The organism is Ktedonosporobacter rubrisoli (genome assembly GCF_004208415.1).
GTDB classification, from domain to species: domain Bacteria; phylum Chloroflexota; class Ktedonobacteria; order Ktedonobacterales; family Ktedonobacteraceae; genus Ktedonosporobacter; species Ktedonosporobacter rubrisoli.
Genome location: NZ_CP035758.1, coordinates 5085879 through 5101393, shown reverse-complemented (window position 1 = coordinate 5101393; position 15515 = coordinate 5085879). Strand labels below are relative to the sequence as shown.

The following is a 15515-nucleotide window of genomic DNA, read 5'->3' as shown; positions in this document are numbered from 1 at the left end:
GCTATGTAAATGATAATTGGTCTGGTGAATGCTGGTTAGCCAGGTCAGCTATTGAACTGACGGAATTGTCAGGGGGCGTAATGAGTGCAACTAGCTCGTCGATTTGTTCCCAGGAGGGTAAGGGTATGACCTGGATGCCCAGGCATTGCTCGGGAGCCGTGTGTGCTCGAAATGCGACAAGAGTAAAGCGAGCCTTGAAGGTATCGCCATAGCCTTCAAGGGCAGAGAGTAACTGTTCATAGAGATCATCGATCAAGAAGATCGGCTCAGCTTGTTTCTCGCTGAGCTTATACATCTGCTCAGCTTTATCCGCGACTCCATCGCAAAAGACGGCGCGTTCAGCCTGGGGAAAGTTCTGCTCGTGTAGCCACTGCAAGGTTGATTCCCTCATGCCTGCGTTTTTTTCTGGTGCGCTTAAGCTATACCGGGCGGTATAATAAGTTACCTCGCCAAGTTCGGCCAGGCGTTTGATCCCTTCTACTGCGCCAGGAAAAGGGCGTGCGGCAAGCAGCATCTCCGGCTCAAACATCAGCCAGGCCACGCTTAAGCGCAAATATTCCTTACCTACAATTTTCTTATAGTCTTGCATCTGTGGTGAGTGAAAGAACTCGCGATAGCTCATCTGGTCCAGGAGGGCCAGGTCGATACCGAGCTGGAATCTCTCATTGCAGATGCGCTTGAGCTGTTGTCTATTCCCTCGGGCTATTGTTCCATCTATATCAATCGCAAACAACACTTCATCCTCCTTATTCTTCAACAGCGATTGAGGCCGATCGTTCGTAGCACCTGACTGATGCGAAGGCTCTCGGCATAAAAGAGCTTTCCGGCTGCAGAAAAACGAGCCGTAGCCTGTGTTATGTACATAGCCGAGAACTGAAATACTTCCCACCAGCCTTTATTTACACTATACTAGTGCAAGTACTATGTGTCTGTAATCTCCACTCAATGCGCAATTATCTTCATGTAGGGTGGTTCTGCTATGCAGCCTGGCTATCAACCAATTTGAGCTGCTTTTTACCTCCTACAAACAGAAAAATGCTATAATGTGTATTATGAGCAAAAGTGACTATACGGGTTCCACAAAAATCTTGCTAGCGTAAATACGAAAGTAGGTGTTTGCTATGGTGCCAATGAGCGCGGTGGCCGGTCAATCACTGATCTGGAAACCTGAGAGTGTTTTTTCCTCGCGGTATGTATTGGTCTATCAGGATGCACTTCTAGGCAGGTTAAGCATGCGTTCCTGGACGAATGCTGCGACGGCCGAGACCGCTGAAGGAAGATTACAACTTAGCACTCAAGGAATCTTTAAGCAAGATATCGTCGTGTTTGATGATACTGGAGACAAAATTGCTGCATTCTCACAAAAAATGAGCAAAGGAATAGTGCAATTTGCCGATGGCCGCATGCTTAACTGGATAAATGGCAGTGGTTGGGGCACGAAAAAGGCCTGGGCAGATATATCGGATGTACCATTCGTCTATTTTGAGTCGGTGAGTTTCTCGCGCCAGATCCAGGTCACGATAGCCCCGGCGGGGAGGACTATTTCTGAGCTCTCGCTGCTGGTTGTACTGGGCATGTATATTATCACATTGCTCAATCGCTCTTCCACTGTTGCCGCTACCATCAGATAGAGGGCGCAATTGCTCTACAATTGTGCTGTAGCGAGCAGTAACAAGTAGAGATAGGCAGTGCCAGAGGAGGCTATTGATCTGGGCGATTCATTTGCAAGGTGAGACTAATCCTCGTCCCTGAAATTTGCGACGTGCTTCTCTAGAAAGGTGGTGATGACAAAAGTATTATTGGAGACAAACTGTTTGAGGAGCAGAAAAATTTCCAATATACTTAGTACTAGATACGTATATAAGAACAAAGCGTGATGCTAAAAAGCTCATAAAGGGGCAAGGGGTTATGGCAACCAGAGCAAGGAGGCGTAGGCCCAGATGTATTTTTATGTCCTATGCTTATAAAGATCGGGCCTTTCGTGATGCTTTGAACGTACATTTAAGCAGCCTCAAGCGGACTGACGTAATTGGCGATTGGCATGAGCATGAGATCCTGCCCGGGAGCGATTGGCAAGAGGTTGTTGATGAACGACTCAGCCAGGCAGATATTATATTGCTTCTCATTACACCAGATTTTGTTTCCTCAAACTTTTGTTATTGCGTTGAAATGGAACGAGCTCTTGAGAGGCATGAAACCGGTGAAGCTCGTGTGATTCCGATCCTCTTTCGTCCAACCTATAGAAAAGGTCTACCTTTTACCAAACTTCAAGGCTTGCCGCGCGATGAGCGGGAGATAGGTAAAGCTGTGAGTGAGTGGGAAGATCAAGATCGAGCCTATGTGGAGATCGTAGAGGGGATCGTAAAGGCGATTGAAGATTCTGCTGGGTCATCTTCGCAGCGCACAGGTTCCCTTCAGGACAAACAGGACCATATCTGGAATATTCCTTATCGTTCCAATCCATTTTTTACGGCTCGCGATGAGTTATTGAATACAATATCTGAAACGTTCATAGCGAATCGTGGAGAAACGCCATTTATGCTGGCTATCAGTGGACTGGCCGGCATTGGTAAAACGCAGCTTGCTCTCGAATATGGATATAGGCATAAGACTGACTATAAAGCCGTTTGCTGGCTGCGGGGCGATTCGCTAGAGAATCTTACTGCCGACTTTGCCAGGCTGGCTCACGTGTTTAATCTGCCTGAGAAGAAAGAGGCGGAGCAAGGTATTATCGCTGCGGCCGTTAAGCGATACTTGCAAAGATCTGCAGGATGGTTACTTATCATCGATAACCTTGAAAGTTTCGAGTTCCTTGATGAAGTTGTTCCATCAGAGGGTCAAGGCGATATTTTACTCACGACCCGCGCTAAGTCAGCGGCTGCCATGGTCGCCGAGGTGAAACTTGTCGAGAAGATGGCACCGGATGAAGGGGCACTTTTTCTGCTTCGTCGCTCGGGAAAAATAAAGAAAGATAGAAGAGCAGATACTATTTCCCCAGCCATCTGGGAAAAAGCCCGTGAACTGTGTATGCTGATGGATGGGCTGCCTCTGGCGCTGGAGCAAGCTGGAGCTTATATAGCGAAAACGCAAGAGAGCATAGCGGATTTTGTGCAGCTCTATCGGGATTATGAAGTAGACCTGCTTAAGCAGCATGAAAAAACAGCTACTGATTATCCCTGGTCAGTGGCAACTACATTTGCCCTCTGTATGGATAGCGTGAGGCGGCGTGACCGTGCTGCCTGGGAGCTGTTGCAGCTTTGTGCATTCTTGCAGCCAGATGCTATTCCATTGGAGCTATTTAGATGTGGTGCGCCCGATTTTGAGACTCAGCTTCAACAAGTTGTTTCCAATAAGCTGAAACTTAATGCAGCCCTTGCTTCTCTTCTGGGACTCTCCCTGATACAGCGTAATAGCGACGAGGCGAGCATTAGCATTCATCGTCTTGTTCAGGTAGTGATCAGAAATGAGATGGATGAGAGTACGCAGCGCATATGGGCGGAACGTGCACTCAGGGCTCTTAATCGAGCTTTTCCTCTCCCTGACTACCCGAGCTGGTTACGATGTGAGCAATATCTTCCCCACGTGCTGCAAGCCTTTACCTGGGTCGAGCAATGGCACTTTACTTTTCGCGAAGCGGGGCAATTGTTATGGCATGCTGGCAAATATCTCTACGAGCGTGCGCACTATCTTGACGCGCAAAAGCTATGTGAGCTCGCCTTAAGTATTGCTGAGCAAAGGGCTGATGCGCAGGCTGAGACTGCTGGAATTTTGTATAGCCTGGGACGGATCTATGCAAGCCAGGAAGATTTTCCGCGTGCTCAACAATGTTATGAGCGTGCCCTGGAAATGGGAGAGCGTATCTGGAGCGTGCCACATCGCGAGATAGCTCGTATGTACCATCATCTGGGCGAGCTCTTTCACGATCAAGGACAGTTTCTGGAGGCCGAACGTTATTACCAGCGTTCCTTGGCTATTCGGGAGCAGTTATATGGAACAATGCATCCCGAAACTGCGGCGAGCCTGAATAATCTTGCCGGTATCCGCGAAGAACTTGGCGATTATGCGAAGGCCAGAGAGCTCTATGAGAAGTCCCTGGAGCTACGTGAAGGATTGCTTGAGGCGTGGCATCCTGAACTGGCCGAGAGCCTGAGCAATGTGGCGCGCTTTTATCGGGCAATTGGTCTGTACAACGAGGCCCAGCCGCTCTATGAACGCGCCATAGCGGCCTATCAGCACTTGTTTGGGGACGAGCATCCCACGGTGGCCACCTGCCAGCATAATTATGGCGCTTTCTGCGTTGACCTGGCGAGATATGAGCAAGCCGAGCAGTTGTTACAGCAAGCGCTGCAGGTAAGGTTGCAATTGTGGGGCGAGCGGCATGTAAGTGTCGCCGGTAGTTGGCATCAGCTGGCCCGTCTCGCCAGCAAGCAGGGACGTTATGAGCAGGCCAGAGAGCTCTATGAGCGTGCTCTAGCTGTCTACGAGCGGGTATATGGCCGCGAGCATGCTTACACGGCGCTTGTGCTGAGCAACCTTGGAGGGCTCTATCTTGCCCAGGGCGACTATGCGCGCGCCGAAGCAATCTTGAGCGAAGCAATTACCAGCTTTAAGAAGAGAGAAGATCCTAGCCTCCCGGATACAGCGCTCGCTCTTAGTTTGCTGGGACAGGTATATCTGCGGCAGGCTAGCTATGCTATTGCTCAGCAATGGTTAAGTGAGGCGCTGGCTATTCGGCAGAAAAAGCTGGGCCTTGTACAGCCAGAGACGGCCATGAGTCTGAAAAATCTAGGGGATCTCGCTTCCGCCCAGGGTGAGGAGGAGCAGGCGGAGCAATTCTATTGGCAAGCCTTGCAGATAATAGTTACTCCTTTGGGTCTCACACATCCCGACGTTGTGGAACTGCTAGCAAGCTATAGCCAGCTCTTGCGTAAACAGGGTAGACAAGATGAGCTCGAAACCTTTATTCAAGCACAGGATGCATCGCCCGAAGTCGAAGAGTGCTAGAGATAATATATGCTTCCCGTGGCCATATTCTGGCTACTGATTATTATCTCTAGCTCTATTATGGCGTAACTCTAGATGCTGCAATGCAACATCCATTGCGGTCTGAATGTTTAAACGGCAATGCATGGTCTCTGTCGCGTCGAGCTGGCCATGCTCGCTTAGCTTATTGACCGGCGAGCCGCCTCCGCAAAAGTCGAAGTACTGGCAGCTTTGTTGACAATTGGCTACTCCCCGCTGTACTTCGGCATTGAGTGCGTGCAATTTGGGACTGTTTAGCATATCTTCAAGGCGCTCTGTAAAGACATTACCTAGCTTGAAATCGCCGAAGCGTGGATGCTGCATAGTTAGCAGATCGGAAGCAAAGGTTGAAACGTTGCCAGCATAGTCAAAATTAAGCATAACCCCTGCTATATTCTCTTCGGAAAGAGTTGGCTCGCTGAGCAACTGGATGCGCTCAAGAAAAGTATTAATCTCACGAATATAGGGCGGCCTCTCGCTCTGTGCCCTGAGCTCACAAATGCGCTGCAAGAAATGTTTGTACCTGAGCACATTCTCCTCGCTCTCAAGCGAAGAATGTGTATGTATGCCATTTACCTCCTCGATATTAAATGCCAATTGATTCAAGCCATGCTCACAAAAAAATTGCCAGATCTCATCGGGATAATCGAGAGCATAGCGAGTCAGGACCATAATGATAAAGGGCTCAATTCCGTTCTGTTGCAGAAGCTGAACGCCACGCATCGCACGTGCAAAGGAGCCCTTGCCGGCTCTGTCCACGCGATATCGATCGTGTATATGCTGTGGCCCATCCAGGCTCACACTTACACGAATGCCTTGCAGCTTGATGAAATCGCACCATTGCTGCGTAATAAGGGTTCCGTTAGTCTGAAGAAGAGAGATAATTCTGATCTTCTTTGTGTTGAGGCGCTCGATATGCCGAAAGGCCTCTTGATAGAAACTGAGAGGCGCTACAAGAGGTTCACCAGCGTGCCAGAGCAAAGTTATGCTCTCGGCAAGCAGTGAAGATGTGAAAAGCGAGTCCAGGATACGGACAAGGACTGCTGACGTCATCGTCCGTGCTAAAGCGCGCTGCGGTAAATAGCAATAGCGACAATTGATGTTACAGAAAGGCGTTGGTTGCAAAACAACCACGCGGGTTATCTGCTGACTGCGCTCAGGCTGATACATATATGAGCCCCAGATGTATAGAAGGCTTCATATGAAGCAGGTGAAATTGTATGTTAAAATCTACCTGGTCGCTTTAAGCGCCGCAATGATGCTCTCTACCTGGCCGAGGATCTGATTTCTGCCACTTTTGCCAGCGTGAAATGTCGCGCGAGTTGGCAGCGGCTGCATGCGTATTTTTTGCGTCTACGCTGACGGCATCTGCCTGGGTCATGCGCTCTCTCAAACGCAGAACTCTCTGTACGATAGGTGAAGAAGTGTTGAGCTGTAATTGCGTATCCATACGGTATTACTCCTTTGCCCTGCCAGAATTAAGAGAAACTGGATGGGGCTATCAACAAATAACGTAACAGGGAAGCTAAGCCGCGCTTTCAGGCCTGCGTATAATATATAGTGGAGATCAGGGATCTTCGTCTGCACCCTGGAGTTCTTGCCAGTATGCGGGAGGGGTGCGCTTGTACTCGATCAAATCAGCTGGCTCTACCTGCAAGGCCCAGGCTAATTTATCAAGTGTAATCAAGCCAATCTCTGCATTCGGGTTGCGAAAAATCTTCCTGACCGTTTTATAATCTACGTCTGCGATCCTTGCTAAACGTGTCATGCTGATCTTCTTTTCTTCTGCGATCTCTTTCACACGTAAACGTATCATAACCAGCCTTAAATGTTCAGTCGAACAAAAGTGTAGCAGGTTGAGAGAGTTAACAACAATTGGTTTACTACCCTTACATTAAAAAGCTAGTGAACCTATAGGTGCCACTCAAATCAGGTGTTCTAGGGAGAGAGTGCTTGATTTGGCTATACAAAACGAGGAATGGAGCCGGTGCAGAGAGACAGAAAGGCAGTTTTTTATATATATTGTTAGTTAAAATTTTATGGTAATGATTAAAAATGTTGTTTTCGTATGTCAGTAAACACTGAATATTTTAAAGAAAGATTTGGAGATACGCAAAGAGGGCTGCGGCTATCGATATACAAGGAGATAGACGATGCGGGCGCAAACTGTTGATACTCATATAATTAATGGAACCCGCCTGGCTGACAAGCGGGTCTGATGATAGTGTAAGCAACAAATCTCACCTGAGTAGAGCCTTTTAGGCTCTACCCGGGCCGTATCATACGCAGTGGTTATGCCTCATAGCGCCTGAGCAGGAGACAAGCATTATGTCCTCCAAAGCCCATAGAGTTTGACATAGCCACATGAACTGGTGTGCGGCGTGCCTCATTTGGCACATAATCGAGATCACACTCGGGGTCGGGATGGTGTAGATTGATGGTTGGTGGGATAACGCCATGGACAATGCTGAGCAGAGCTATGATAGCTTCGATTGCGCCTGCAGCGCCAAAGGTATGGCCGATCATCGATTTTGTGGAGCTAATGGCTACGCGCGAGGCGTATTCGCCAAAGCATGTTTTAATAGCCTGGGTTTCTGCCGCATCGTTGAGCCGTGTAGAGGTGCCGTGAGCATTGATATAGTCTACCTGATCCGGGCGCAAACCAGCTTTCTGCAAGGCGCGCTGCATAGCTCTGATCAGGCCGTCGCCGCCTGGCTCGATGTCGGTGATATGATGTGCGTCGGCGGCCGAACCGTAGCCAGCCATTTCAGCCAGGATAGGAGCTCCGCGCTCCAGGGCAAACTCCAGATCCTCTAGAATGAGCATGCCCGATCCTTCGCCCATCACAAAGCCATCGCGCGTGGCGTCGAAGGGGCGGCTGGCTCCCTGGGGATCATCGTTACGGCGGGAGAGGGCGTGCATATTGGCAAAGGAGGCTATCCCTATCGGCGTAATGGCTTTCTCAGAGCCACCAGCGATCATAACTTTAGCGTCGCCACGGCGGATAGTTTCATAGGATTCTCCGATAGCATTGCCGCTAGTAGCGCAGGCGGAGGCAGCGGCCCAGACGGGCCCTTTAGCTCCGGTTTGAATCGAGACCACGCCGGGGGCTGCGTTGATCATCATCATAGTAATAAAGAAAGGACTGATGCGCGAATGGCCCTTCTGGTGGAGCACTGCGAACTGATCGTGGAGTGTCCACAGGCCGCCAACTCCGCTTCCTATACAGACACCCACCTCAGGCGCTAAATGCTCTGAGATCGAGAGGCGAGCCTGATTCAGTGCCTGTTTGGATGCGGCAACCGCCAGCTGCGTATATGCGTCGGTACGACGAATGTCTTTGCGCTCCATATATGGCGAAGGGTCAAAGTTTTCTACCTCGCCGGCGAAGCGCACTGTATAATCGCTGGCATCAAAACTGCTAATAGGTTTAATGCCTGAATGTCCTTGACAGAGCGCAGACCAGGATGTTTCTACGTCGTGTCCTAACGATGTGACAAGGCCTACTCCTGTGACGACTACACGTCTCATGGTGTGTACTCCTTTAATTGGCTACAGTAACAATTCTGGAGAGTATAATTGCTATTTTGGGCTTTATAGACTCATCAGACGCAAAAGAAAAAGAAGATCAATGATAATTGCGGTTTTCCTCCACATGCATGAGAGAAAGCACTCCTGGCCGCAGCCGAGCAATGACTTCAGGAGAATTATAGCTCTTGGCCAGCAGTAAGACGCCCTCAATATAGGCAAGAATAGCTTGCGCCGTGGCTGTTGGGTCGAGGGTGTCTGGAAGCGCCCCTTGCGCAATAGCTTCTCGCAATGCCTGCTCGAAATAAGTGCTCCATTTGTCGCAGATGCTGGCTACCCGCGCGCGAATGATTTCATCTTGCGTGCTCATTTCGACAGCCATGTTTCCACCAAAACATCCCAGCACATGGCCGCATTCGATCCACTTTCTATGCTGAGCTTCGAAGATCAGGTCAAAGTGGTGGGGGATACGCCGCTCGGGCGGGATTTCGGCGGCAAATGCAGGGAGCAGGCAGATTTCCTGGAAGGATTGCCAGAAATAATCAAGGGCTGCAAGCGTCAGATCGCGCTTTGAAGCAAAAAAATGATAGAAGCTACTTTTTGTTACGCCAGCCTCGCTACATAGCTCGTCGACGCTTACACTGCCATAGCTATGGCTACGGATGAGGGTAAGCGCAGTTTCGACAAGGCGTTTCTTGGCATTACTTGGTCGTCCTATATTACTTACCTCCATGCAGTTTAGGTGATTGTGGACTGTCTAGTCCACAATATCACAAACCAGGCTCGCCTGTAAAGGCACATATGAAGATTTCTCGTCAAGATGCTTTTAGGAAGTGGCAAAAACCAGGACCCCGAAGTCTCTGCTGCGGAGAAAGCAGGACTTCAGGGTCCGGCCAGAGGGAGGTAGAGGTGATTTATGCAGGCAAAAAGTCTGTTCAAGATAGATAGTGAAATTCCCGCTTTTCCCTCTGTGAGAATGCAAACAGAGCAGAAAGCTTATGTGTGGCCTCGTCAGGAAGCCGGTGGCGTATTCTTTTGCTGTCTCTGCCTGCTAAATGCGTTCCGTTGCTCATCCTCTAGATCATCGGCGATATCGTTACGTCCTTCCGCCGGTAGGGCGGCGAAGTGATAAGGCTCCAGGCCAAAAATGTTGGTAGTGCCAGCTTGCCCTTCTCCGATGTCGTCGCGTCCTTCGGCGGGGGGAAGAGAGATAACTTCATAATAAAAGATCTCTTCGGATGCCTGCGGTGAATCTGGCCCTGTAGATTCTGGTTGTTGCATACTTGTCGCCTTCTCTCAAATTCTTATCTGTTGCTTCTGAGATATGCTTCCATTGAGAAGCAAAGCACTGAAAAAAGCTAATGTTAACGCGTTACCAGAAAAGCAGATGGTACAATCTTACGAACTGGTAATCATCCTGGCGAGCCAGTGAGTTATATTAATAGGAGATCCTGCAAGCTCTTAAAATGTACACGTGGGGATAATCTGGAAGGTAACAGGTTCGCTGTCGTAAGAATGTTCTATCTCTACAACTTTCATTGAGACTATTCGTATTGAACAAATGATAAGCGCTTTGGGAGGTTCTAACAAGCCGTGTCGCAGCAAGAGGCAAAATCTCAGAAGATTGAGCCGAGGAAGCCATCGATAGCTAACACTGATGATGAAACGACCCTCTCTGACATTACTGATTTACAGATGCAAAATTTCTCACGCAATGGAGAGCCAACACGCACGCAACGGTTTGCTGTAGCTGTAGTCTCTCTCGTGTTATTGCTGATTATATTTGCCGTTGTGATGATCTTGATATATGATTTGCCCTGGTGGGTAACTGATAGCTCGTTCCCCTTTGGTATTTTTTTTGGCCTGGTTTCCATATTTGTGGCCTTTAGCGTAGCAATCATCTGGATCAATGTTGTATTTAATCGTAGGCATTCATAAATAATGCTCACAGGAATATTTAGTTTTTATCGAAGTCCGGGGGACAGTAGCAGAGGACAGCCTACGTTGCGAGCAAGCGAATTGCCCTCTGTCGGGGCATGGGGCGAATCCGCTTGCTCGCAACGCCTCTTCACAATCCCATTTTTTTAAAGAACTGGAAAGCCCTATGAATGCTCGGCACTCTGTTGACAGAAGAGATAGCAAGATGCTACGCTAAGTGTATCGGTATTGATACTTTTTGGATCATTATTGATACGTCAGGCATCTATAGTCAAGACTGTCAACTTTGCAAAGCTTTTCCTCTTTCACGCCTTCTGCGCTCCAGAGATGGTCGGCGATCTTCTTTATATAAAAGGTTTGCTGTATATTTCCGAGAAGCTACGAATACGCAGCCGATGTAGCGCAGAGAAAGTCAATCAGCACTATAGCTGCCTGTAAGATGCTTTTCTGCAAGGGATAAACTATGATTTCACGGATGGATATTGAAGCAGCATCTAAAAGAATTGGCGGCTATATTCGCAAAACGCCAGTGATCTCTTTAGAGCCTGGCAGCTGGGGACTACCTTGTCGGCTGACCCTTAAGTTAGAGCTATTGCAGCATTCTGGTTCCTTTAAGGTACGCGGAGCTTTTAACCGCTTGCTCTCGCGTCAGGTTCCTGTCGCTGGTGTCATTGCTGCTTCAGGAGGCAATCATGGAGCGGCTGTGGCCTATGCTGCCCGTCAGCTAGGCTATTATGCAGAGATTTTTGTCCCGGAAGTTTGTCCAGTGGTGAAGGTGCAGCGCTTGCGCAGCTATGGTGCACAGGTAACTCAAGTTGGCGCCTTCTACGCTGAAGCCTATGCGGCCTGTGAAAGGCGAGCTACCGAGACAGGTGCATTAATGGTTCATGCCTATGATCAGGCTGAGGTGCTCATTGGTCAGGGCACGCTGGGACGCGAGATCGATAGGCAGGTGCCAGATGTAGATTCCATCCTCGTCGCGGTTGGCGGCGGGGGCTTAATTGGTGGCATTGCGTCCTGGTTTAGTCAAAAGGCGCGGGTGATAGGCGTTGAGCCAGAACAGATCCCTACGCTACATGCAGCACTTGCTGCTGGCAGGCCTGTTGATGTAACGGTTGGTGGCATAGCTGCGGATTCTCTGGGCGCACGCCAGGTGGGACAGTTAGCCTTTGAGGTGGCAAGGCAGGCCGTAAATAAGGTTGTACTTGTCGAGGATGAAGCAATTCAGGAGGCACAGAGCCGCTTATGGGAAGCTCTGCGCATTGTCGCAGAACCTGGTGGAGCTGCTGCCCTGGCAGCGCTTATTTCAGGGAGATATAAACCAGCTAGCGATGAGCACGTTTGCGTTGTAGTATGCGGCGCTAATGTTGATCTGGAAACTTTTACTCGCTTGCCTGGCTAGCCTTGCCTATACTACTATTGTGCTTGATGCCGAGAATACAGAGAGGAACCTGGGCGTCAAGTACTCCATCTAATCATCAATAATGAATTCTTTGGCCCGGGCCACTAGTTCGTCACGTTTGGTTCCCCATTCCTTTGGGATAGTATCTCCGGGCTGCACCTGAGTGAGCAGCTCTATGCTTTCTCGGGCAACGCGTACAAGTTCATTGTACATACTTTCAGTGATGGCTTGAAGCTGAGCACGCGTAACAAGTTCGTTGAAATGCTCCTCCCACTCCTTCTGTATCCGAAACATCGAATTGAGTAATTGCTGAGTTGTACCCTCTTTCATCGCTTGCCTCTTCCTAATAAGTACCTGTGATAGGTATGCGTTTTCCCCGGAGCATGTGTTTATAATGGTATGCCGATAATGTAGTAAAATCAAGAAAATCACTACTATTTAGTAGAGTTTCCCTAATATAAACCTCTTCCACTGCTTAGAAGCCTGCTGCTTGCCTTTTGTAATGAAGCTCTCTATGCATATATAGCATAGGAGGCTTTCTATGTCTATACTTCCGGAAAATATAACCATATCGTTAAATATGGTGCTCTGTTAGAGGGAGCATGGTGGGAGGATAACGGAGTCATCTTAATGCCCGGATTTAATACTATTGTAGGCGGCTGTATAAGTATTGATAAATTGCCAGCTTGTAGAAGGCCAGTAAATGACTACAGCTTTACCAACAATGAAGTCTTTAGGCACATAGTCCCAGGAGCGAGAATCGTTGTCAAAGAGGCGATTATCATTCATCACTAAATATTTGTTGGTGGGGATCTTCCACGTCTTGGCCACAGGATTGACAGGTGTTTGTACATAGGGCTCTTTGAGCTCTACCCCATTGACCCAGATACGTGTGCTGTCTATCTGAACTGTGTCACCGGGTAGCCCAATAACACGCTCAATATAGTCCTGATTGGTATTGAAAGGGAAATGGAAGACGATAACGTCCCCACGCTCCGGCGGGCGGAAAATGTAGGCGACTTTGTTCACCATCACATAGGAATTAGGGCTAAGGCTTGGCTGCATACCAGCATCTCTTACATGATAACTCTGCAAGGTGAAGTGAACAGCAACAAGGAAAAGCAAGACCAGGGCAACTATTTCTATAATTTCACGAATTAACCGCGGATTCCTCAACTTTCAAAACCTCATCTATAATGCTGCTCAGACTGGTAGATATTCGGATAAGTACCGAATCTGGGAGGATGCCTTAATCGTCATCGGCCATAGTATCATGTGGGGCTGAAGTCAGCAACTCTTTAGCCAAAAGGTCTGTCCTGGCTTTCCTTTGCTGTAGGACCAGTGGCCCGTCTGTTTCCAGGATGGGAAACCAATTTCGCGGCTTGCAGGATATTCATATGCTTGCATAGGATAGGACTGCTGGTGTTATTATATCGTATAGGCGTACCAGGCGAACTCGAAGAAACTCTCCTGCGATTAGATACTCTGATACGATGGGTACTGTTAGTTATCCTCGATGCAACCCAGGCGCTATTTCATTTTGAGACGGGAAGCGCTTTATCGTGTCTTCGCCATAAATCTCCCCTAGACGAAGACACGCTGCAGCGTTGTAACGTGGCAATGTATGAGCTAAATAAGGAGGCAGTAGTTATGGCTCTATCTGCGGCAAGCCAGCATAGCACTCTGGCCGAAACTTTACCTGAGCTTGCACCACCCTATCGGCTATTACTCGGCCCGGGGCCCTGTAACATCGACCCCAGAGTTTTTCGCGCGTTAGCTGCACCCCAGCTTGGGCATCTTGACCCCGAGATGATTCGGATCATGGGCGAGACGGCAGAGATGTTGCGCTGGATGTTCCAGACGCGCAATGAATTGACTCTCTGTGTTTCTGGCTCCGGCTTCTCAGGTGCCGAAGCTGTCTTGAGCAATCTTCTCGAAGAGGGAGATACGCTGATAGTGGGGAGCCTGGGCTTCTTCAGCGGAAAGATTGCTGATATTTCGCAGCGCATAGGCGCGCGGGTGATCAGCGTAACCACTGAGCCTGGCAAACCTCTGGAGGCTGCTGCTCTGGAGAAGGCATTTCAAGAACATCCGGAGGCCAGGCTGTTTGCGACGGCTGTTGCCGAAACCTCGACAGGTTTATACCAGCCGCTCAAGGAGCTAGAGGCCATAACCCATGCGCATGGAGCCCTGTTTGTTGTTGATGCGGTCTGTGGCCTGGGTGGCGTTCCTTTGAATGTGGATGAGCAAAAGATAGACGCGTGTTATTCTGGAAGTCAGAAGTGCCTCGGTGCCTTGCCAGGCCTGGCTCCGCTAACACTTAATCAGCGTGCTGTCGAGGCGATCAAAGGTCGGCGCACCCCTGTACAAAGCTATTATCTAGATTTACTGGCCCTCAATCGCTATTGGAATGGCGATCATGCCTATCATCATACTCTCAGCAGTAATCTCGTCTATACGATGTATGAAGCTTTGCGTATCGCTAAAGAAGAGGGCTTGGAGGCACGTTGGGCGCGCCATAAGCTCCATGGAGATGCCCTTAAGATCGGCGTGAAGGCCATGGGATTGAGTATCTTGACGCAACCTGGCTATGAGCTGCCTGTCCTGACGCCTATTTTGTTGCCCGCTGGCGTTGCTGAGACGGCTGTCAGTAAGGCCTTACTCAATGAATATAATATTGAGGTTGGTGGCGGCCTGGGAGCCTTTAAAGGGCACATGTTGCGTGTCGGGTTGATGGGCTATAATGCTTCACAGCAAAACGTCTATACACTCTTGCAGGCTTTAGAGCATATTCTCCCACGCCATGGACATGCAGTAACTCCGGGAGCGTCTCTGGCTGCTGTCGATGCTTTCTATAGCAGCAAGCAGAGGTGACTTCTTCGGGCTGATACTCGCTGAATGGGAGGCTTTCCCGATCGGGCTACCTTAGCCAATCCCAGGAAAGCCTTTTTCCTGCCAGCGGCCTGGCGGGCTATTATCCTCCTGCCTATTCTGGCTGAGGCTTTGTGAAGGGATGCAGAAATGCGCCGATTTTTCGTCCCATATGCTGGCAAAAAAGGTAAAAAAAGCCGCGTAAAGCTCAGCTATTATTGTGAGCGAAGGCAGAATTTCAAAAGATGATTAACTTGCTGTGAAGTTTGTAGACGTTAATACGTACTTAATTTATAGAAACATTTATTTGTGTAGATCTGTTCTGCGGGAAACTTGCGCAAGTAGTTTTTGCAGGAGTCTAGAAGACAGTGACCTATGCAATATCTCTTTAGAACTGTAATGCGCACATATCATGTGGATCTGGATAGAAGCTGGCAAAGCATGCAAAGGAGACATATAAGAAGTATTTCTTGTCTCCCTGCTCTAACAGAATTCGCCAGGTTGTATTCTCGCCTACAGTTCATCTCGGGTGCCAGTAGAGATCTATCCCCTCTGTTTTACATATTTGCGAGCTGGATATGAAAGTAAGGATTGGCAAATATAACTGCGCTTTGCGACAAGTCAGGAGCTTTTTTGGCATTTTTCCTGCTTGCCTCTCATACTGTGTTGCCCACTGAGAAGAGATGCAGATCATTCTTGCAGATCTTGAAAGGAGAGTGATAAGGACCTTAGTGTCGATAAGTATAAGAGAGAA

The 15515-nt window shown here is 48.9% G+C and carries 14 protein-coding genes; 5 read left to right on the top strand and 9 right to left on the bottom strand.

What is annotated here, in order from left to right; all coding sequences use genetic code 11:
* Position 1: 1 nt before the first annotated feature.
* Positions 2-736 carry an HAD family hydrolase gene (locus EPA93_RS22250; protein ID WP_129889621.1) on the bottom strand — a complete coding sequence of 245 codons (735 nt, stop codon included), beginning with the start codon at positions 734-736 and terminating at the stop codon, positions 2-4.
* Positions 737-1121: 385 nt separating this feature from the next.
* Here EPA93_RS22250 and EPA93_RS22245 point away from each other — a divergent pair, with 385 nt between their 5' ends.
* Together EPA93_RS22245 and fxsT are read left to right on the top strand one after the other, a co-directional pair.
* A complete protein-coding gene (locus tag EPA93_RS22245; protein ID WP_129889620.1) occupies positions 1122-1631 on the top strand; it encodes a hypothetical protein in 510 nt (169 codons plus the stop codon).
* Between the two features lie 319 nt (positions 1632-1950).
* On the top strand, positions 1951-5004 hold the full coding sequence (fxsT, locus tag EPA93_RS22240; RefSeq protein WP_165423325.1) for an FxSxx-COOH system tetratricopeptide repeat protein: 3054 nt from the start codon (positions 1951-1953) through the stop codon (positions 5002-5004).
* 33 nt (positions 5005-5037) lie between these two features.
* On the opposite strand, the gene grrM is transcribed toward fxsT, so the two are convergent.
* The 6 genes from grrM to EPA93_RS22210 all read right to left on the bottom strand — a co-directional run bounded on the left by grrM (position 5038) and on the right by EPA93_RS22210 (position 9831).
* Positions 5038-6192 (bottom strand): cyclophane-forming radical SAM/SPASM peptide maturase GrrM/OscB, encoded by a 1155-nt coding sequence (gene grrM / locus EPA93_RS22235; protein WP_129889618.1) that lies wholly within the window; start codon positions 6190-6192, stop codon positions 5038-5040.
* A gap of 73 nt (positions 6193-6265) precedes the next feature.
* Complete coding sequence (locus EPA93_RS22230) at positions 6266-6472, bottom strand: hypothetical protein (RefSeq protein ID WP_129889617.1); 207 nt, start codon at positions 6470-6472, stop codon at positions 6266-6268.
* A gap of 117 nt (positions 6473-6589) precedes the next feature.
* Entirely contained in the window at positions 6590-6838 is a 249-nt protein-coding gene (locus tag EPA93_RS22225) for a helix-turn-helix domain-containing protein (RefSeq protein WP_129889616.1), read from the bottom strand.
* Positions 6839-7314: 476 nt separating this feature from the next.
* Positions 7315-8553, bottom strand: coding sequence for a beta-ketoacyl-ACP synthase II (gene fabF, locus EPA93_RS22220; RefSeq protein ID WP_129889615.1), 1239 nt, complete (start codon positions 8551-8553; stop codon positions 7315-7317).
* Between the two features lie 97 nt (positions 8554-8650).
* Positions 8651-9283 carry a TetR/AcrR family transcriptional regulator gene (locus tag EPA93_RS22215; protein WP_129889614.1) on the bottom strand — a complete coding sequence of 211 codons (633 nt, stop codon included), beginning with the start codon at positions 9281-9283 and terminating at the stop codon, positions 8651-8653.
* 278 nt (positions 9284-9561) lie between these two features.
* Complete coding sequence (locus EPA93_RS22210) at positions 9562-9831, bottom strand: hypothetical protein (RefSeq protein ID WP_129889613.1); 270 nt, start codon at positions 9829-9831, stop codon at positions 9562-9564.
* A 312-nt stretch (positions 9832-10143) separates the two neighbouring features.
* On the opposite strand from EPA93_RS22210, the gene EPA93_RS22205 reads away from it, so the two are divergent.
* Together EPA93_RS22205 and EPA93_RS22200 are read left to right on the top strand one after the other, a co-directional pair.
* On the top strand, positions 10144-10488 hold the full coding sequence (locus EPA93_RS22205; protein WP_129889612.1) for a hypothetical protein: 345 nt from the start codon (positions 10144-10146) through the stop codon (positions 10486-10488).
* 463 nt (positions 10489-10951) lie between these two features.
* Positions 10952-11890 (top strand): threonine/serine dehydratase, encoded by a 939-nt coding sequence (locus tag EPA93_RS22200; RefSeq protein ID WP_129889611.1) that lies wholly within the window; start codon positions 10952-10954, stop codon positions 11888-11890.
* Positions 11891-11959: 69 nt separating this feature from the next.
* Here EPA93_RS22200 and EPA93_RS22195 read toward each other — a convergent pair whose 3' ends face one another.
* Both EPA93_RS22195 and lepB read right to left on the bottom strand, forming a co-directional pair.
* Positions 11960-12220 carry a hypothetical protein gene (locus EPA93_RS22195; protein ID WP_129889610.1) on the bottom strand — a complete coding sequence of 87 codons (261 nt, stop codon included), beginning with the start codon at positions 12218-12220 and terminating at the stop codon, positions 11960-11962.
* Between the two features lie 297 nt (positions 12221-12517).
* Positions 12518-13066 (bottom strand): signal peptidase I, encoded by a 549-nt coding sequence (gene lepB / locus EPA93_RS22190; protein ID WP_129889609.1) that lies wholly within the window; start codon positions 13064-13066, stop codon positions 12518-12520.
* Between the two features lie 474 nt (positions 13067-13540).
* On the opposite strand from lepB, the gene EPA93_RS22185 reads away from it, so the two are divergent.
* Complete coding sequence (locus tag EPA93_RS22185; RefSeq protein WP_129889608.1) at positions 13541-14764, top strand: pyridoxal-phosphate-dependent aminotransferase family protein; 1224 nt, start codon at positions 13541-13543, stop codon at positions 14762-14764.
* Positions 14765-15515 lie beyond the last annotated feature (751 nt).

Excerpts from the sequence above, each read along its gene's own strand:
- fxsT (WP_165423325.1), top strand. The coding sequence starts at position 1,951 with ATGTCCTATGCTTATAAAGATCGGGCCTTTCGTGATGCTTTGAACGTA.
- EPA93_RS22185 (WP_129889608.1), top strand. The coding sequence starts at position 13,541 with ATGGCTCTATCTGCGGCAAGCCAGCATAGCACTCTGGCCGAAACTTTA.
- fabF (WP_129889615.1), bottom strand. The coding sequence starts at position 8,553 with ATGAGACGTGTAGTCGTCACAGGAGTAGGCCTTGTCACATCGTTAGGA.
- EPA93_RS22210 (WP_129889613.1), bottom strand. The coding sequence starts at position 9,831 with ATGCAACAACCAGAATCTACAGGGCCAGATTCACCGCAGGCATCCGAA.
- EPA93_RS22200 (WP_129889611.1), top strand. The coding sequence starts at position 10,952 with ATGATTTCACGGATGGATATTGAAGCAGCATCTAAAAGAATTGGCGGC.
- EPA93_RS22225 (WP_129889616.1), bottom strand. The coding sequence starts at position 6,838 with ATGATACGTTTACGTGTGAAAGAGATCGCAGAAGAAAAGAAGATCAGC.
- EPA93_RS22215 (WP_129889614.1), bottom strand. The coding sequence starts at position 9,283 with ATGGAGGTAAGTAATATAGGACGACCAAGTAATGCCAAGAAACGCCTT.
- EPA93_RS22195 (WP_129889610.1), bottom strand. The coding sequence starts at position 12,220 with ATGAAAGAGGGTACAACTCAGCAATTACTCAATTCGATGTTTCGGATA.
- grrM (WP_129889618.1), bottom strand. The coding sequence starts at position 6,192 with ATGTATCAGCCTGAGCGCAGTCAGCAGATAACCCGCGTGGTTGTTTTG.
- EPA93_RS22245 (WP_129889620.1), top strand. The coding sequence starts at position 1,122 with ATGGTGCCAATGAGCGCGGTGGCCGGTCAATCACTGATCTGGAAACCT.
- EPA93_RS22230 (WP_129889617.1), bottom strand. The coding sequence starts at position 6,472 with ATGGATACGCAATTACAGCTCAACACTTCTTCACCTATCGTACAGAGA.